Annotated in this window: 17 protein-coding genes; 7 read left to right on the top strand and 10 right to left on the bottom strand. The window is 37.7% G+C overall.

Annotated elements, in window-relative coordinates:
- Positions 1 to 10: 10 nt before the first annotated feature.
- The 4 genes from lspA to murJ all read right to left on the bottom strand — a co-directional run bounded on the left by lspA (position 11) and on the right by murJ (position 6,136).
- Positions 11 to 541 (bottom strand): signal peptidase II, encoded by a 531-nt coding sequence (gene lspA, locus GQR44_RS10465; RefSeq protein ID WP_166371765.1) that lies wholly within the window; start codon positions 539 to 541, stop codon positions 11 to 13.
- A gap of 120 nt (positions 542 to 661) precedes the next feature.
- A complete protein-coding gene (gene ileS / locus GQR44_RS10460) occupies positions 662 to 3,496 on the bottom strand; it encodes an isoleucine--tRNA ligase (RefSeq protein WP_166371764.1) in 2,835 nt (944 codons plus the stop codon).
- A gap of 26 nt (positions 3,497 to 3,522) precedes the next feature.
- Complete coding sequence (gene ribF, locus GQR44_RS10455) at positions 3,523 to 4,467, bottom strand: bifunctional riboflavin kinase/FAD synthetase (protein ID WP_166371763.1); 945 nt, start codon at positions 4,465 to 4,467, stop codon at positions 3,523 to 3,525.
- A gap of 109 nt (positions 4,468 to 4,576) precedes the next feature.
- Positions 4,577 to 6,136, bottom strand: a complete 1,560-nt coding sequence (gene murJ, locus GQR44_RS10450; RefSeq protein ID WP_166371762.1) for a murein biosynthesis integral membrane protein MurJ — start codon at positions 6,134 to 6,136, stop codon at positions 4,577 to 4,579.
- Between the two features lie 306 nt (positions 6,137 to 6,442).
- Here murJ and rpsT point away from each other — a divergent pair, with 306 nt between their 5' ends.
- Positions 6,443 to 6,703, top strand: coding sequence for a 30S ribosomal protein S20 (gene rpsT / locus GQR44_RS10445; RefSeq protein ID WP_028867309.1), 261 nt, complete (start codon positions 6,443 to 6,445; stop codon positions 6,701 to 6,703).
- Between the two features lie 253 nt (positions 6,704 to 6,956).
- Here rpsT and GQR44_RS10440 read toward each other — a convergent pair whose 3' ends face one another.
- From GQR44_RS10440 to epmA, 3 genes are read right to left on the bottom strand one after another with little or no spacing between them, the layout of a single operon-like run.
- A complete protein-coding gene (locus tag GQR44_RS10440) occupies positions 6,957 to 7,217 on the bottom strand; it encodes a DUF4404 family protein (RefSeq protein ID WP_028867308.1) in 261 nt (86 codons plus the stop codon).
- Positions 7,218 to 7,270: 53 nt separating this feature from the next.
- Positions 7,271 to 7,498: a hypothetical protein gene (locus tag GQR44_RS10435; RefSeq protein ID WP_166371761.1), complete on the bottom strand. Its 228-nt coding sequence runs from the start codon at positions 7,496 to 7,498 to the stop codon at positions 7,271 to 7,273.
- Between the two features lie 44 nt (positions 7,499 to 7,542).
- Positions 7,543 to 8,523, bottom strand: coding sequence for an elongation factor P--(R)-beta-lysine ligase (epmA, locus tag GQR44_RS10430; protein WP_166371760.1), 981 nt, complete (start codon positions 8,521 to 8,523; stop codon positions 7,543 to 7,545).
- Between the two features lie 357 nt (positions 8,524 to 8,880).
- Here epmA and frdA point away from each other — a divergent pair, with 357 nt between their 5' ends.
- From frdA to frdD, 4 genes are all read left to right on the top strand, one after another.
- Positions 8,881 to 10,650, top strand: a complete 1,770-nt coding sequence (gene frdA, locus GQR44_RS10425; RefSeq protein WP_166371759.1) for a fumarate reductase (quinol) flavoprotein subunit — start codon at positions 8,881 to 8,883, stop codon at positions 10,648 to 10,650.
- Positions 10,651 to 10,685: 35 nt separating this feature from the next.
- Positions 10,686 to 11,426, top strand: coding sequence for a succinate dehydrogenase/fumarate reductase iron-sulfur subunit (locus tag GQR44_RS10420; RefSeq protein WP_346774341.1), 741 nt, complete (start codon positions 10,686 to 10,688; stop codon positions 11,424 to 11,426).
- Between the two features lie 111 nt (positions 11,427 to 11,537).
- Positions 11,538 to 11,927 (top strand): fumarate reductase subunit C, encoded by a 390-nt coding sequence (locus GQR44_RS10415; protein WP_166371758.1) that lies wholly within the window; start codon positions 11,538 to 11,540, stop codon positions 11,925 to 11,927.
- A 10-nt stretch (positions 11,928 to 11,937) separates the two neighbouring features.
- Positions 11,938 to 12,342, top strand: coding sequence for a fumarate reductase subunit FrdD (gene frdD / locus GQR44_RS10410; protein ID WP_051368907.1), 405 nt, complete (start codon positions 11,938 to 11,940; stop codon positions 12,340 to 12,342).
- Between the two features lie 128 nt (positions 12,343 to 12,470).
- On the opposite strand, the gene efp is transcribed toward frdD, so the two are convergent.
- Positions 12,471 to 13,040, bottom strand: a complete 570-nt coding sequence (gene efp / locus GQR44_RS10405; RefSeq protein ID WP_166371757.1) for an elongation factor P — start codon at positions 13,038 to 13,040, stop codon at positions 12,471 to 12,473.
- Positions 13,041 to 13,069: 29 nt separating this feature from the next.
- Between efp and epmB the strand changes: the two genes are divergently transcribed.
- Together epmB and GQR44_RS10395 are read left to right on the top strand one after the other, a co-directional pair.
- On the top strand, positions 13,070 to 14,086 hold the full coding sequence (gene epmB, locus GQR44_RS10400; RefSeq protein WP_166371756.1) for an EF-P beta-lysylation protein EpmB: 1,017 nt from the start codon (positions 13,070 to 13,072) through the stop codon (positions 14,084 to 14,086).
- A 101-nt stretch (positions 14,087 to 14,187) separates the two neighbouring features.
- The gene (locus tag GQR44_RS10395; RefSeq protein ID WP_166371755.1) at positions 14,188 to 14,511 is read left to right on the top strand and encodes a hypothetical protein; all 324 of its coding nucleotides are present in this window, start codon (positions 14,188 to 14,190) and stop codon (positions 14,509 to 14,511) included.
- Between the two features lie 74 nt (positions 14,512 to 14,585).
- Here GQR44_RS10395 and GQR44_RS10390 read toward each other — a convergent pair whose 3' ends face one another.
- Both GQR44_RS10390 and GQR44_RS10385 read right to left on the bottom strand, forming a co-directional pair.
- A complete protein-coding gene (locus GQR44_RS10390) occupies positions 14,586 to 16,196 on the bottom strand; it encodes a GGDEF domain-containing protein (protein ID WP_166371754.1) in 1,611 nt (536 codons plus the stop codon).
- A gap of 4 nt (positions 16,197 to 16,200) precedes the next feature.
- Complete coding sequence (locus GQR44_RS10385; protein WP_166371753.1) at positions 16,201 to 17,754, bottom strand: ABC transporter substrate-binding protein; 1,554 nt, start codon at positions 17,752 to 17,754, stop codon at positions 16,201 to 16,203.
- Positions 17,755 to 17,801: the final 47 nt, after the last annotated feature.

Genomic DNA, 17,801 nt, shown 5'->3' with positions numbered 1-17,801 from the left:
CTATTATTCCTTATTTGTTCTCGTTTGCTTGTTTTTCACGCTTTTCAGCCCACAGTAGTGCATCGATAATAATCATTGCAGCACCAATAAAAATAGCAATATCCGCCACATTAAATGTTGGCCAACGATAAAAACCTAAATCAAAATCTAAAAAGTCGACCACATAACCAAACATTAAACGGTCCATTACATTGCCTATCGCACCAGATAAAATAAGAGCATATGCACTATTCATCCAACGGTGAGTTGCACTTGTAGTTTTCATTGAATACAAAAGATAAGCAGAAACTACAAAAGCAATCGCTGTGAATAAGTACTTCTGCCAACCTCCTGCATCACCTAAGAAACTAAAAGCTGCACCATAGTTACGTGCATAGGTAAAATTAAAGAAGGATAAAACCTCATAGGATTCATACAAATCTAACATTTGTATCGTTAAATATTTAGTCACTTGATCAATAATTAAAACCACAACAGTTAACCATAAACAAGATAAACCAGAACGTAAACTAACGTTAGAGGATGTTGATTTCTGTGTCATTGATATTCCCAAATAATGGTGATGGCAAAAATTAAAAAAAACGCCTTAAATCATTTTCATAACCAAGGCGTTTAGTCAAAATGCATTTAATATAAAGGCATTAATGTGTGTTATTGCCTATTAAGCAAATTGGCGAGTTTCACCTTCACCGTCAACGTTGGTAATACAACGTCCACATAACTCAGGGTGTTTCTCATCTTGACCAACTTCTTCACGATGATGCCAACAACGATCACACTTAGCCGCAGCACTTTTTTGTACTTGTACCGATAAGCCTTTTAATTCTGTTGCAACCGCATCAGCAGGCGCATCAGCAAAAGGTTTAACTGTAGCTTGTGAAGTAATTAGTACAAAACGTAATTCGTCTTCTAAGGTATTCAGTAATGCACTGATTTCATCTGAAGCATATAAAGTGACTTCAGCTTCTAACCCACCGCCAATCACTGCTTCTTTACGTGCAAGTTCTAAAGCTTTATTCGCTTCAGCACGAATCGCAATCAACTGAGTCCATTTATCATTACTGATCACTTCGCTATCAGATAAACCAAACAAACCTTCATACCAAGTTTCAGTAAACACAAATTCATTACGCTCACCCGGTAAACGTCCCCAGATTTCATCAGCAGTGAAGCTTAGAATTGGCGCAATCAGACGCACTAGAGATTCAACAATATGATACAACGCAGTTTGACAGCTTAAATGAGCATTACTGCCTGTTTTAGCTGTGTACTGGCGATCTTTAATAATGTCTAAGTAGAAACTACCTAAGTCAATTGAACAGAAGTGCATTAGTTTTTGATAAACAACATGCAGGTTGTAATTGTCGTAAGCTTCAATCACTTCATTTTGTAACGTTAAGGCTTTAGCAACAATCCAACGATCCAACGCAACCATATCTTCTGGCGCCACTAAATCAGTTTGCGGATCAAAACCATTCAAGTTCGATAATAAGAAACGTGATGTATTACGAATACGGCGGTAACTATCTGCACTACGGTTTAAGATTTCATCAGAAACGGTAATTTCACCCGTGTAATCTGTAGAAGCAACCCATAAACGTAAAATATCAGCACCTAGGTCATTCATCACCGTTTGTGGAGACATAACGTTGCCTAATGATTTAGACATTTTCTTACCATCGCCATCAACCACAAAACCATGTGTTAATACTTCTTTATATGGCGCTACGCCGTTAATTGCAGTACTGGTTAACAATGAAGATTGGAACCAACCACGATGTTGATCTGAACCTTCTAAATACAAATCAGCCGTAGCTTGAGAACCATCTGGTTGTGTATATTCTTCGCGTACACCAACAACTGATGCATGTGTAGTGCCAGAGTCAAACCAAACATCTAACGTATCAGTCACTTTACGGAACTGCTCTGCTTCAAAACCCAAAATAGATTCTGGCTCTAAATCGAACCAAGCTTGAATACCTTCTTTTTCGATTTTTTGTGCAATCAACTCCATCATTTCAATAGAGTTCTCGTGCAATTCATCGGTTTCTTTATTAACAAATAAAGTGATTGGTACACCCCAAGTACGTTGGCGTGAAACACACCAGTCAGGACGTCCTTCAATCATTTTTTCAATACGGTTTTGGCCCCAGCTTGGGATCCATTTAACGTCTTTAATTTCTGATAATGCGCTATCACGTAAGCCTTTTTGATCCATAGAGATAAACCATTGAGGTGTCGCTCGGAAGATAATAGGCGTTTTATGTCTCCAACAATGCGGGTAGCTATGTTTAATATTAACATGATGGATTAATGCATTACGTTCAGTTAAGACTTCCAATACTTTATCGTTGGCTTTAAATACATGCAAACCAGCAAAGAATTCCGTGTCTTCACGGAAAACACCATTGTCACCAACAGGGTTAGCAACTTCTAGTTCGTATTTTAAACCCGCAGAGTAATCGTCTTGACCATGGCCAGGAGCTGTATGAACACAACCAGTACCCGCATCGATAGTCACGTGATCAGCAACAATGGCTGGCACTTGTAATGCTAAGAACGGATGTTGAAATAACTGTTTCTCTAGTTCAGCACCTTTAGTGTTCGCTAAAGTAGTAAAGTTTTCGATACCGTAACGTGCCATACAGTCAGCCACTAAATCAGTCGCTAAGATCAAACGACGTTCGCCGGCTTGTACTAATGAGTATTCAACTTTTGCAGCAAGTGCAATGGCACGGTTAGCTGGCAGTGTCCAAGGTGTTGTTGTCCAAATAACAGCAGAAATATCGCCATGACCAAAGTCATCGGCTTGTTTTTCAAAACACGCTAAAACTGCATCAACATCAACCGCATTAAAGGCAACATCGATTGCTGGCGATAATTTATCTTCGTACTCAACTTCTGCTTCTGCTAATGCAGATCCACAATCTGTACACCAATGAACAGGTTTTGAGCCTTTGTGTAGATGATCATTTTTAATGATATTCGCTAGCGCACGAACTATATTTGCTTCTGTTTTAAAGTTCATGGTTAGGTATGGGTTATCCCACTCACCTAATACACCTAAACGTTTAAAGTCTTTACGTTGGCCATCAACTTGACGCGCAGCGTATTCACGACACTTAACACGGAACTCAGCAGCCGTTAGCTTTTTACCTGGCTTACCGTGCTTTTGCTCAACTTTAAGTTCGATAGGCAGACCGTGACAATCCCAGCCAGGAATGTAAGGCGCATCAAAATCAGATAACGTTTTAGATTTAACAATAATATCTTTTAGAATTTTATTAACCGAGTGACCGATATGAATATCGCCATTTGCATAGGGAGGTCCATCATGCAGAATAAATGTCTTTTTACCTTTCTTGGCAGCACGAATCTTGCCGTAAAGATCCTGTTTGTACCAATTTTTAAGCATGTTAGGCTCACGATTAGCCAAGTTTGCACGCATCGGGAAACCAGTTTTTGGTAAATTTAATGTACTTTTGTAATCACTCATCGGTTTTTATTCCATCTAACGATTTATTAATTAAGCTGATGCCATGCTCTAGCTTGCTGAATATCTTTATCAATCTGTATTTTTAGTTCTGCGAATGAATCAAAACGTACTTCATCGCGTAATTTTTTCTCAAGTAACACTTCAAGGTGACGACCGTATAAGTCACCTTCAAAATCAAATATATGTACTTCTAATTGTTGTCGTTCGCCATTAACGGTCGGGCGACAACCAATATTTGCAACACCTCGATAAACTTGTTGTTCAGTGCCTTCTTTATTCACACCAAGTACTGACACAACAAACACACCCGATACGGGTGAAACACGGCGTTTTAAAAATAAGTTAGCAGTCGGCACGCCGATTGTACGGCCCAACTTCTTACCATGTCCAACACGACCAGCAATACTATATTTCCTGCCTAGCATTTGCTCTGCTTGTTGTAATTGGCCTTTTGCTAATGCGCTACGTATTCGCGTGCTACTAACACGACAAGCATCTTGTGACAGACTTCTTGTATCAACGACTTCAAAGCCATATTTCTCGCCAGCTTCTTTTAGTAACGCAAAATCACCTAAGCGTTGATAACCAAAATGAAAATCATCGCCAATCACTAAGAACTTAACATTGAGTTTTTTAATTAATAACTGCTCAATAAAATCATTCGCACTGAGATTAGCAAATTCATGTGTAAAGGACACACACAGTAAACTATCTAAGTCTAATTTTTCAAGCTGTACGAATTTATCACGTAAACGACTTAATCGACCTGGCGCATTTTTACCTGCAAATAATTCAGCGGGCTGCGGCTCAAAGGTCATGACAGTGGCTGGCACTTGTAAACGTTTAGCTTCTTTTAACAAACGAGATAAAACAGCATGGTGTCCAAGATGGATGCCATCGAAGTTGCCAATGCTCAACACACAACCTTGTGGTTGATGCTGTAGATTATGAATTCCGCGTATTAATTCCATGATAATGTCATAATTAATTGCCAAAAATAGCGTTGAAAATATAAAAGAGCTGATTATATATTAAGGTTGCAAAGTAATCAGCTTTCATTTTAGCGATTTAGCATTAATTCTAGCGACTTACTTTAAAATGATGGAGTCGTAATCCAAAAATAAAGTTGCTCACTAAATAAAGCGCTGCACCACCTAAAATTAATGCGATGAGTTGCATTGCTGACTCAAGTAAACCAAAGTCAGCCCACATGACAAGACTAGGCGTCATATACAACAAACCTGCAACCATCACTAAACCTGACGCTATAATTCGTATTAATACAGCAACACTGCCTTTTTGCACTTGATAGACGCCGCTTTTATATAAACCAAACCATAATAATCCTGCATTTAACGTAGCAGATAATGAGGTTGCGATGGCTAACCCAACATAGCCAAAAGGTACTGCAAAAATAACATTTAATACCATATTACTGACCATCGCAATAATACCGAATTTAACCGGCGTTTTTGTATCTTGGCGAGAGTAGTAACCTGGCGCGAGTACCTTCACTAACATAAAGCTTAATAAACCACTGGCATAAGCCCATAAACTCATCGCGGACATACTGACATCTTGTAAATCAAATTCACCACGCATAAATAAAACACGCAACATTGGCTCAGCGAGTACCATTAAGCCCAACATGGCAGGAAAACCTAAGAAGCATACACTGCGGATCCCCCAATCGATGGTTTTAGCAAAAGCTTGTGGTGATTGATTAACATGCGAAGAAGATAAACTCGGTAATATTACCGTAGCAATAGCGATCCCAAATAAACCCAATGGAAATTCTAATAAACGGTCTGAATAATATAACCAACTAATGGAGCCTGTTTGTAAAAAACTGGCGATAAAAGTATCTAATAATAAGTTAATTTGGCTAACAGACACCCCGAACAAAGCCGGAATCATCAAAGTTCTTATTTTAACCACGCCAGGATGGTGCCATTGCCAACTAGGTTTAACTAATAACTTTTCTTTTTTCAAGAATGGAATCTGGAAGAAAAACTGAATCGCACCGCCTAACAATACACCAACCGCTAAACCGATTTCAGGTTGTTGAAGTTGTGGAGAAAGGAAAATAGCACAGCCAATAATAGCGATATTTAAAAATACCGGTGTAAAAGCGGCCACTGCAAATTTACCAAGCGTATTCAGAATGGCACCGGAAAGCGCAGTAAAAGTAATGAACCATAAATATGGAAAAGTAATTTTTAGCATATCTGAGGCAAGTTCAAACTTAAACGCATCTGCGCCACCGTTCCACCACTCTAGAAACCAACCAAAACCAAACAACGCAGTGATAACTGAGGAACCTAAAACACCTAAAATAGTAATAACGGTAACAATTGTGCCTAAAGTACCTGAAACTGCTGAAATCAGATCTTTTACTTGATCACGTGATTGTGTTTTTTCATATTCAGTTAATACCGGAACAAAAGCTTGTGCAAATGCACCCTCTGCAAATAAACGACGTAAAAAGTTTGGAATTTTATTCGCGAAGAAAAATAAATCAGCGGCGGCACCCGCGCCCATTAAATTAGCTATTACTATGTCTCGGACTAACCCTAAAACTCGCGAAATTAATGTCATTGAACTGACGATCATGCCTGATTTTATTAGCTTTTTACTCACACTTTAATTCCTACGCGCTTGGATGAGATATAACTCAATTAATTAAGAGATGTTAATGAGGGTGCTAAAATACACCTTTTAATTAAATTTAATAGCGTTAACTGCCGATATATCAAGCAATCATGCGACTCTAAATTTGCATCTGTAATTGGTTGAGTATAAAATGCGCGCAGTTTAACCATCCACCTGGTTTGTTGCCAGTTCTTTTATTGGTTAATAAAAAACCATTTGACAATATACGTGTTACAGGGCATATTCCACGACCTTTGATTATCCCTTGTTATACAGAATTTAGGAGTTAAGGTCTTGGCTAATATCAAGTCTGCTAAAAAACGTGCTTTATTATCTGAAAAAAGCCGTAAACATAATGCAAGTCGTCGTACAATGATGCGTACTTTCATCAAGAAAGTTGTTGTTGCAATCGAAGCTGCAAACAAAGAACTAGCTACGGCTGAGTTCGTTAAATTACAATCAGTTTTAGATGCTTACGCAACTAAAGGTCTGATCAGCAAAAACATGGCTGCTCGTAAGAAAAGTCGTCTTTCTGCTAAAATTAAAGCGCTTTAATTCTTATTTAAGAATTAGCTCTTTATGAAGCTTATTAAAAAACCGACCTAGTGTCGGTTTTTTTATAACTAAAATTCGTATCATGCTCATTTAAACAACTAAATTGCCCTCTTTCGCCTGAGCTAAACATAAATAACTCGCATAAATAATTTACACGAGTACTTATATAAATAAATTAGCCCTGAGCATTCACTCTTTATCTTAGTAAATTTTACTCACTTTTATTTACGTGCCGAATAACCACAGAGTTTGATTAAATACCCATTCCTGATAAAGCATTAATTAAATCTTTAACCACTTTACCTACCACTGGATTAGTTTCTTCAAACATAAGTAATTGTTCAGTTATTTTTTTATCTCTGATTAATTGTGCAGGATCACGAGAGCGGATAGCTAATTGTAATTGGTCATGTACTTTTTGTAATTCACCGGCCGTACATTCGTCAGCCACCACACCATCAGCTAAGACTTCTGACAATTTATCAAATTCGGATTGCACTTTTTTAATTGGCATAGACACCTCTTTTTCAATAATAGATAAATACAGGACTTATTTTCAGTGTAGCATCAGTCCTTTACCGTCACCTTTAAAAAATGGTCAATCAAACGAGCAAACACTAAAAAGATGATCACAAACAGAATACTTAACACAATAAGTCCTACTTTAGACCAACTTTCCTGATCATAAGCTTGTAAAAATAAGCTAGATAGATAAATAGCAAGTAACCAATAAATAATACGTAACAGATAAGACCAAATAGGATAGCTCTTATCGGTTAACCATAACTTTGCCATTTTTTATTCCCTGTATTTTGTTCAAGCTATTTTGTGCCTTAAGATTAAGCATTATCAACGCTAAAGCTCAATACATCATTAATATGAGATTGTTTGCTCGATAACATTAACAACCTATCTAACCCTAACGCGACTCCGGCACAGTCAGGCAAATGATCTAAGCAAGCAACAAATTTATGATCGATCGGCATTTCAGCTAACTTCATTTGTTGTCGTAATTGGTTATCCGCTTGAAAACGGCTTAGTTGCTCTTTGCTACTATTTAACTCATAAAAACCATTCGCGAGTTCAACACTTTTATAATACACCTCAAAACGATCAGCAACACGTGGATCTTTTTTATTAATTCTTGCTAATGCAGCCTGTGAAGCAGGAAAGTCATAAACAAAACATGGTACGTCTTGACCTATTTTACATTCGATGGCAATACAAAATAACAATTGTAAAATGGTATCTTTATCGGTTTCATTATCCAGTACTTCACCTAGTTGCAAATGCGCTCCAGCAGATTTAAGTTCGGTAATTGTTGCCGTTAAGGGGTCTACATTTAAATGTGTTAAAAAGGCTTGTTGATAGGTGCAACGTAGCGGCGTGTCACAGTGTAAAATACCACTGAGCAAGATAGACATTTCATCCATCAACTGATGGTGATCAAAGCCAACTCGGTACCATTCTAATAAAGAGAATTCAGGGTTATGAAAACGTCCCGATTCTTCATTTCTATAAACTTTTGAGATCTGATAAATACAGCCACTACCAGCAGCGAGTAAGCGTTTCATATGAAACTCGGGTGACGTTTGTAAATACAAAGCCACGCCACCATCAACCAGAGGTTTATCACTAATATTACGGCCTACAAACTTTGTTTTAAAACATTGTAAATGTACATCCGTAACGCCTGCTTGGCTTAAAGAAGGTGTTTCAACTTCCAATACTTGCCGTTCGCTAAAAAACTCTCTGATTGTTTTTAGCATATCGGCACGTGCCTGTAATTGTGCTAATGAGGCACTTGGTAACCAATTCATTTTGTTTCCTTTTTTGAGCGCAAGCTTGATAGTAATAAGACTCATAAATAGTGCTTTAAAAACATTAAAAAGGAAACAATTATAAGAAAGATTAAAGCGATTAACGTTTATCAACATGGCTTGATTTTGATCCTGCCATTCATAAAAACAAGCTCATAAATTTTACGAAAAAGATATTACCAAGCACACACTTTTATAAACAATTTAAACTCATTTATTAGGTTTTTTAAGACGTATTTTTAATACATTGTTTTTATATTAATTTCACGTTAATTAACCATGTTTCGATCAATGTTTTTAAGGATCAAACTGATAGACTGATTTTCGAACAAATATTTCATTTTGTTGGAGAGTTTTATGCAGATAATCAAAACAGACGTTGCAATTATTGGTGCAGGCGGTTCAGGGTTAAGAGCGGCCATCGAAATTGCAGAAAATCACCCCCAACTTGAGATAGCCCTGATCTCAAAAGTTTATCCCATGCGCAGTCACACCGTTGCCGCAGAAGGTGGCGCTGCCGGTGTCGTTCAAGATAGTGATTCATTAGATCAACATTTCGATGACACTGTCTCTGGCGGAGACTGGTTATGTGAACAAGATGTGGTGCAATACTTTGTTGAAAATGCAGCCAAGCAATTAACACAATTAGAGCATTGGGGTTGCCCTTGGAGCCGCAAAGAAGACGGTAGCATTAACGTACGTGCCTTCGGCGGTATGAAAAAAGAACGCACTTGGTTCGCTGCCGATAAAAGCGGGTTTCATATTCTTCATACGCTTTTTCAAACTTCCATTAAACATCCTAAGATCACACGATTCGATGAACACTTTTGTCTAGATTTAATTGTTGAAGATAACAAAATACAAGGTGTTGTGATTTTAGATATCTCAGAAGGCGAAGCGAAACTTATTCAAGCTAAATCAGTGATCATGGCCACTGGTGGTGCAGCACGTGTTTATACTTACAATACCAACGGTGGCATAGTAACTGGTGATGGAATGTCACTAGCCTACCGCCATGGTGTGGCATTACGTGATATGGAGTTTATACAATACCATCCAACGGGCTTACCTGGTTCTGGTATCTTAATGACCGAAGGTTGTCGTGGTGAGGGAGGTGTATTAATCAATAAAGATGGTTACCGTTATCTTCAAGATTATGGGCTTGGACCAGAGACACCGATTGGTCAGCCTAAAAATAAACATATGGAACTCGGTCCGCGCGATAAAATTAGCCAATGTTTTTGGCAAGAACAACAAAAAGGTAATGTGATCAGTGGTGATCGAGGTGATGTGGTGTATTTAGACCTACGCCACTTAGGTGAAGCGAAAATCAACGAACGCTTACCTTTTATTCGAGAGCTTGCTAAAGCTTATGTTGGTGTTGACCCAGTGCACGAACCGATTCCAGTACGCCCAACCGTACACTATACCATGGGTGGCATTGCTACCGACGCAAAAACAGCCACTAGCTTAACGGGTTTATATGCGATTGGAGAATGTGCATCGGTAGGATTACACGGCGCTAATCGTTTAGGTTCAAACTCTTTAAGTGAACTCGCGGTATTTGGCCAATTAGCTGGCCAACAGGCAGCGCAGTATGCGCAACAAACCACACACCAAGATATCGCCCCACTACGCGAACAAGCAGAGCAAGTAATTGCCCGCACCGAAGCATTATTAAACAGTAATGGCACAGAAAAAATGGCAGATATCCGCCAAGAAATGGGCGACTGTATGGAGCAAGGTGTTGGGATTTACCGAACACAGGAATCAATGCAGCAAACTATTGATAAATTAGCTGAGTTAAAAGAGCGCTACAAACACATTCAAATCAATGATAAATCCAGTGTATTCAATACTGAATTTTTATATGCGATTGAACTAGGCTACTTATTAGATACCGCAGAAGCAATGGCGCATAGTGCGATTTTACGCCAAGAGTCACGCGGCTCACATCAACGAATTGATGACTTCCAAACCCGTGATGACATCAACTTTTTAAAACATTCACTAGCTTATTACCAAGCAGATAAAGCACCGGTGATTAAATATGCAGATGTCACTATCACCAAAAGCCAACCAGCAGAACGAGTGTATGGTGCAGCTTCTGAAGCGAAGGAGAAATGATTATGTCAGCGCAAACTATGCCTACTCAACAAGCAGTGTCAGATAAAGTAATAGAAGTCGAGATCCTTCGTTATCGTCCAGAGCAAGATGAAAAGCCATTTCCACAATTGTTTGAAGTGCCTTATAGCCCTGATATGTCAATCTTAGAGGCACTGCAATATATTAAAGATCATCTTGATAGTACCGTCAGTTTTAGATGGTCATGCCGAATGGCAATTTGTGGCAGTTGTGGGTTAATGGTTAACAATGTCCCTAAACTCGGCTGTAAAGCTTTCCTACGAGACTATTATCCACAAAAAATAAAACTTGAAGCATTAGCTAACTTTCCTATCGAGCGTGATTTAGTAGTCGATATGGGTGACTTCATTAAAAAGTTAGAAGAGATTAAACCTTATATTATTCCTGCAACTGATGATAAATGCTTGTCGGAAGGTACTTACAAACAAACCCCAGAACAAATGGAAAAATATAAACAATACTCGATGTGTATCAATTGTGGCTTATGTTATGCAGCATGCCCTCAGTATGGCCTTGATAGTAAGTTCACCGGTCCTGCGGCACTCGCATTATTAGCGCGATATAACCGAGATAGTCGAGATGCAGGTAGTGCTGAACGGATGAAAATAGTCAATCAAGAGGAAGGGGTTTGGTCTTGCACCTTTGTCGGTTATTGCTCCGTGGTTTGCCCAAAAGGCGTTGATCCCGCAGCGGCTATCCAGCTATTAAAAGTGGAAAGTAGTAAAGATTATTTAATTGGTATGTTTAAACCGGACTAAAGACACGATACAAAACATTGATCAGGTCATAGCAAACTATTTATATCGACTCGTATTAATATTCATGCCGATCACAGTAAGTTTGCTATCAGTTATTTTGGAGTAAGTAAAATGAGTAAACGTAAACCGTATCAACGTGAAATGAACAATGACTGGTGGTTAAAGAATGCCTTCTATAGCAAATATATGATCCGCGAAGGCAGCAGTATTTTAATTACTGTATACAGCCTTATTTTAGCTTGGGGAGTGTTTCGCTTGAGCCAAGGTGAAGAGGCATTCAACGCATGGTTAAGTGCCTTACAACACCCTATTTCAATCATATTCCATTTATTGGTTTTATTGATTGCCCTTTACCACACCATTACTTGGTTCTCATTAGCGCCTAAAGCGGTGGATCTCTACATCAAAGGTAAACCACTCGATGCAAAATTCATTGTTGCGGGTCATTACATTTCATTCATTATTGTCACTATCTTTTGCCTAGTGCTGATCATGCTCTAGAGGGGGTTTCATGAACGCTCAACAAACAACAACGAATCAATTACCAGAGAAAAAATATATTCGCTCCCATGAACCGATATTTTGGGGATTATTTGGCGCGGGAGGCATGTTAACGGCCTTCTTAACACCTGTGATGGTATTAGTCACAGGGCTATTAATACCACTAGGACTGATTGATGCTGAGCATCTAAGCTATGAAAAACTGCATCAGTTTGTAAGCAGTTGGTATGGCGCACCAATCGTATTGGTATTAGTGGCACTACCTTTGTGGCATACCCTACACCGTATCTTCCATTCATTACATGACCTAGGTATTAAACGTGGTCGAGATTGGCAACAGGTAATTTGTTATGGGTTTGCATTTGCGGTCAGTGTATTTGTTTTTACTTTATTATTACAAATGCTCAGTCTGTAATACTATTTAATAGTGTTTAATTTGGGCTTATTATTACTTTAATTAAAGCTATAAAAAAACCAGCAGATGCTGGTTTTTTTGTTTAAACGTAGTATGAACAACGCTAAATATTCAATACATTCAATCGCTTATTTTTTAACACGACCAACGTATTCACCGCTACGCGTATCCACTTTAATTGTTTCGCCAATCTGAATGAATAAAGGCACACGTACAACCGCGCCAGTTGACAACGTTGCAGGTTTACCACCAGTTCCAGCCGTATCGCCCTTTAAGCCAGGATCTGTTTCAGTCACTTCTAATTCAACAAAGTTAGGAGGCATAACCGCAATCGGTGAATCATTCCACGTAGTGATAGTACAAATATTTTGTTCTACTAACCATTTGTCCATATCTCCTACTGCATTAACATCTGCAGCGATTTGTTCAAATGTGTTGTTATCCATAAAGTGGAAAAATTCACCGTCGTTGTATAAGTAAGCAAGATCAAAGTCCATTACATCAGCAGATTCTACTGTTTCATTTGACTTAAATGTTTTATCCACTACCTTACCTGAAATAAGTTTGCGGTATTTAACTCGACTGAATGCTTGGCCTTTACCAGGTTTAACATATTCATTTTCCATGATCACACATGGTTCATTATCGAGCATGAATTTTAGCCCGCCTTTAAAATCACTGGTACTATATGTTGCCATTATAACCTCTATTACTAAACTGATAAAAAATGCCCAAAATTATTAACGTGAATAATACCGCTGACTTGCCAACATGGCAAAAGGAACTAGCAGAAGCAGTGAAAAATCCGCAACAACTGTTAGAAATATTGGAGATTGAGCAGGAAAATGACCTAATCAGTCAACTTGCGAGAAAACAATTCCCGATGCTGGTGCCCATGCCCTTTGTAAAGAAGATGCAAAAAGGCAATATTAATGATCCTTTATTAAAGCAAGTATTACCCATTAGCGATGAAGAATTGACTGTTAAGGGATTTACTACCGACCCATTGGTGGAGCAAAATAATCAACAGCAAGGGTTATTACATAAATATAAAAGCCGTGTTTTACTCATTTTAAAAACAGGTTGTGCGGTAAATTGCCGATATTGCTTTAGACGACATTTCCCTTATGCTGAAAATAGCATTAACAAATCAGAGCTAACTAATATTATTGCTTATATCCAAAATAATCCTGATGTGAACGAAGTCATTCTCAGTGGTGGAGATCCGTTAATGACTAAGGATAAACAGCTATTTGAGTTATTTGATCAACTTGAAGCCTTGCCACAGTTAACCCGTTTACGTATACACACTCGTTTACCCGTAGTGATCCCATCTCGTATCACGCAAGGCCTAGTGAACCGTTTACAAAAAAGCCGCTTTAACATCGTCTTGGTATTACATATCAACCACCAGCAAGAGATTGATGCAGACTTTGCAAATGCAATGCAGCGTTGTCATCAGGCAGGCATACACCTATTAAATCAAAGCGTTCTATTAAAAGGTGTGAATGATCACGCAAGTCAATTAGTGGCATTGAGCGAAGCACTATTTTCCGTCAATATCTTGCCTTATTATTTGTTTTTATTAGATAAGGTACAAGGTGCTGCACATTTTGATATTGATGAAATAGATGCACAAAAGCTACATAATGCGATGCAAGTAGAGCTACCCGGTTATTTAGTACCGCGCTTAAGCAGAGAAATTGCAGGACAACAAAGCAAAACGTTAATACATTCGTTATAATAAATAATTACAATGAATTAATAACAGTAATTAACCACAACGAATTAATAACACTCAATAAGATCGATTTTGATATCGACAAGTTCACACAGGAGAATCTGATGAGCAAAGAAAACGTACAAGCACAGCTTCAAGAGAATATTAAAATCATTTACCACCGCGCAGTAGATGCAGATAAAGCGCTAGCTGAATTACGTAAACAAAAAACCGCGGGATTTGCTCATATTTTCACTAATGATACGCCGTTTACTAACCACTCAGATACTTTTTTACCCTACGTAGAAGAATTAGCCGCAGACTTACAAGCTATTCAAACGGATAACGAAGAACACTACAGGACCCAATTACCAGCGATTGTGGTTAAGATTGAATTATTGTTTAAAACGCTAAATGCTTTTAAAGAAAATTTAAAAGCAAAGCAGTAGAATAAGACAGTGACATGCGACCTGAATGCTCGCATGTCATAAAGTGTGTTATGAATTCATGCCATAAACAACCGCTACTCATTATCCTCGATGTCAGGACTGTACACACAAAGCTTATTACGCCCTGTCTGCTTAGCTTGATAAAGCGCTTTATCGGCAAATATCAATTGTTTTGATGCATCTTGAATATCTTCTATTTTTTGCACTTCTACTAACCCGATACTGGTCGTAAAGCTAATTTTTAACTTACCAATAATACAGGGTGTAGAATTAGTCTCTTCAATGATGCGTTGCATTAATATCGTCGCATTATGCTTATTAGTCCGCGGCATTAATAATGCAAACTCCTCACCACCAAAACGCGCAAATATATCTGTTTTACGCATTTTTTCAGATACTCGCTTAGTAAACTCAATTAACACCCTATCTCCGATATCATGACCATGAACATCATTAATATGCTTAAAATGGTCTAAATCGAACATTGCTAAACAATAAGCCTCTTTGTAGCGTAAATAACGTACATGTTCCTTCAAAAAATTCGCATCAAAATAACGACGATTATAGATATTAGTTAAACCATCATGGGTTGCTAAATGTTTTAATTTTTTATTATTCTCAGATATTTCATGTTCTTTTTTTAACAGCTCATCGATATAACTTTTAACGGCAATAGCCATTTCACTGAACTCATCTTTACCTTTAATTGGGATTTCATGCTGGGTATTATTATATCCTGCGTTAATCACTTTACGGATCAGCTCTACGCGTTTTAAAAATCCAATTTGTAATAAAGCTAAAACCAATGCCGTTGAAAAACAAATAAATAATAGAATATACAAACGCGTTTTACGTACTGCTATTTCTTCTTCTATTTTATGGAGATTAATCAGGAATTTTTTCTGTATTGATAAAATGCTCTTACCGGTGACAGAGGCAATTAAATAACTCAACTGTCTATTATCCAAACGTAATTTTTTGATACGTTCAAGTTGCGCAACATAGCTTGAATAGATAGAAAAAAGCGAATCATCGGCAATAAATAAAGCCGTTAACTGGGCATACTCTTGCTCTGGTATCTTATCTTTAATTTCATTAATCAGTGCGCTTACATCATCCAACTTCACCGTTTGTTCTATGGCCAAATTTTTATTATTCATAGGATTAAAAAGAGATAGGATATTTTCAGTCGTACTCACTAACGTATGGTCACCTTGCTGCATTTTTTGATGCTTGTAGGCTTCTACTTTTGTATATTGGATATAAAAATCATCGGCTATATCATACTTCTTCAACATCGCAGCCAAGGTATCATCAGTCTGCTCATATAGACTACGTTTCAGTTTATCTAAGTCTTGGTAATTATCGGTTGCATCAGCAATTTTTTTAAATAATTTTTCCGTCCATTGTTTTTTATCCGTGACATGCAAAACATCCCATTGCAGATCATTTTTATTTTCAGCCAAAAACATACCACTGGTAGTTCTTAACATCTCATTAGCTTGGCCTTTTAACTCTGTTATATCGAGTAGTGTTTCAAAGTGATCATCTTTTACTTTTTGATAATCCTCTTTGAACTCTTGCAGCGAGAGAATGCCAGAAACCCCAACAATGCCACTCATTGCAGCTAAAACGATGGTCAAGGTAATGACGCGTAAACTTAGTCTGTCTCGTATGCGTACCATATTATTATTGCACTACTACATTCATGGTCTTACTTCTCCAAGAAATTTGTGAAAAAATCAGAGCCGGTAATGGCTCATCTATCCAATATCCCTGCAAACGACTATCCCAAATACCTGTTTTCGGCAACATCATTAAAAAGACACTAGCGGCATCTTCAATTAATAACCTTTGTGCCTTTTTCAGCAGAGGGTTGCGCTGTAACTGCTGCGTTGTTTGCATTAACTTTTTCATAAGCTGCTTATATTCAACATTACTATAATTAAAATAATAATTGTCTTTAGCAAAAATCTCTAAGTCATTCGCTTCCGTATGTGCAACGACTGACAAATCATAGTCTTTGTCAATATACACTCTTTTTGTCCATTCCTCCCAAGTCAACGACTCCACAGTCACTGGAATATTAATCTGTTCTAACATTTGTGGAATATATACCCCTATGTAACGTGCGTAGGTGGTTGGTGGAATAATTAAACGTAATGGTTTTATCGCTACTTTATTGCCTCCCATTAACGATTTTGCTTTATCTAAATTGAATGAATACCCTTCAGACAAATGTAAACTAGCTTCGTGAGAAGCAGGAAAAAAACTACTAATCAATTCACTTTCACCAAAATACAAATTAGATTTTATTTTATTTTTATCTATCGCATAACTAATGGCTTTGCGGATCGGCAAAGAAGCTAACATTTTATTAGCATGATTAAAGGCGATAATAATTTCACCTTGCGTCTGCCCAAACACTTGCTGATAACGAGATTGTGTACTCAAGGTCTGTAAAAAATTAATTTCCGACATATTGTCATAACCATCAATTGTACTCTGCGCTAATAACTCAACGACTTCTGAGCGTGTAGGCGCAAAAGTAATAAGCACTTGTTTGATGGAGGGTAAGGTTTGCCAATAATTAGGGTTAGCCCTAAGCTTTAGAAAATTTCCTTTTTCCCATTCCTGAAAAATATAAGGCCCAGTCCCCGTTGGTTTTTGGCTATTAGTCGAATAACTCTTTGGCTCTTGAATTACCGCACAACCCAAACCTAAGTTAAACAAAAAATGGATGTCTGGCCATTGCAGTTGCACCTCTACTTCATTGTCATTATTTACAGTAATAGTATTGATATGCGTAAATTTATGCTTGATGGAGTTTTTACTATCCTTACTCGTTAGACGTAACAAAGAGGATCGAACAATATCAGCAGTAAGCAAAACACCATTATGAAAATACACATTCTCATGCAATAGGAAGGTATAAGTTAAGCCATCATCACTGACCACCCAACTTTTTGCCAAACTAGGTAAAACTTGCCCTTTTTGATTAATCTGAGTTAAGCCTTCAAAAATATTTTGATAGGTAATACGTTGAATAACGGCGGAAGCATCTGTGGTCGGATCTAATGAAGTAGGCTCTAAAGTCAGGCCTATATGTAATTTTTCAGGATCGATAATCGACTGTTCATTTTCAATTGCAAAAGCAAAACTAGTCATTAATAAATAAAAACAAAGTACAGAAGAAAACAGATGAAAAAAGGTTAAATTACGAAAAAAATCATGCCGGGCCATATATACGCTCAATCTGAAAAAGGTTAACGCAATTGACTACATCAACA

Source organism: Psychromonas sp. SA13A, from assembly GCF_011378715.1.
Classification (GTDB): Bacteria; Pseudomonadota; Gammaproteobacteria; order Enterobacterales; family Psychromonadaceae; genus Psychromonas.
Note: the sequence above shows the minus strand (reverse complement) of the source record. Positions and strands in the feature narration are given on the sequence as shown.

Excerpts from the sequence above, each read along its gene's own strand:
- GQR44_RS10440 (WP_028867308.1), bottom strand. The coding sequence starts at position 7,217 with ATGCCAATTAAAAAAGTGCAATCCGAATTTGATAAATTGTCAGAAGTC.
- frdA (WP_166371759.1), top strand. The coding sequence starts at position 8,881 with ATGCAGATAATCAAAACAGACGTTGCAATTATTGGTGCAGGCGGTTCA.
- frdD (WP_051368907.1), top strand. The coding sequence starts at position 11,938 with ATGAACGCTCAACAAACAACAACGAATCAATTACCAGAGAAAAAATAT.
- GQR44_RS10435 (WP_166371761.1), bottom strand. The coding sequence starts at position 7,498 with ATGGCAAAGTTATGGTTAACCGATAAGAGCTATCCTATTTGGTCTTAT.
- GQR44_RS10415 (WP_166371758.1), top strand. The coding sequence starts at position 11,538 with ATGAGTAAACGTAAACCGTATCAACGTGAAATGAACAATGACTGGTGG.
- lspA (WP_166371765.1), bottom strand. The coding sequence starts at position 541 with ATGACACAGAAATCAACATCCTCTAACGTTAGTTTACGTTCTGGTTTA.
- efp (WP_166371757.1), bottom strand. The coding sequence starts at position 13,040 with ATGGCAACATATAGTACCAGTGATTTTAAAGGCGGGCTAAAATTCATG.
- ileS (WP_166371764.1), bottom strand. The coding sequence starts at position 3,496 with ATGAGTGATTACAAAAGTACATTAAATTTACCAAAAACTGGTTTCCCG.
- epmA (WP_166371760.1), bottom strand. The coding sequence starts at position 8,523 with ATGAATTGGTTACCAAGTGCCTCATTAGCACAATTACAGGCACGTGCC.
- GQR44_RS10385 (WP_166371753.1), bottom strand. The coding sequence starts at position 17,754 with ATGGCCCGGCATGATTTTTTTCGTAATTTAACCTTTTTTCATCTGTTT.
- GQR44_RS10390 (WP_166371754.1), bottom strand. The coding sequence starts at position 16,196 with ATGGTACGCATACGAGACAGACTAAGTTTACGCGTCATTACCTTGACC.
- ribF (WP_166371763.1), bottom strand. The coding sequence starts at position 4,467 with ATGGAATTAATACGCGGAATTCATAATCTACAGCATCAACCACAAGGT.
- GQR44_RS10395 (WP_166371755.1), top strand. The coding sequence starts at position 14,188 with ATGAGCAAAGAAAACGTACAAGCACAGCTTCAAGAGAATATTAAAATC.
- epmB (WP_166371756.1), top strand. The coding sequence starts at position 13,070 with ATGCCCAAAATTATTAACGTGAATAATACCGCTGACTTGCCAACATGG.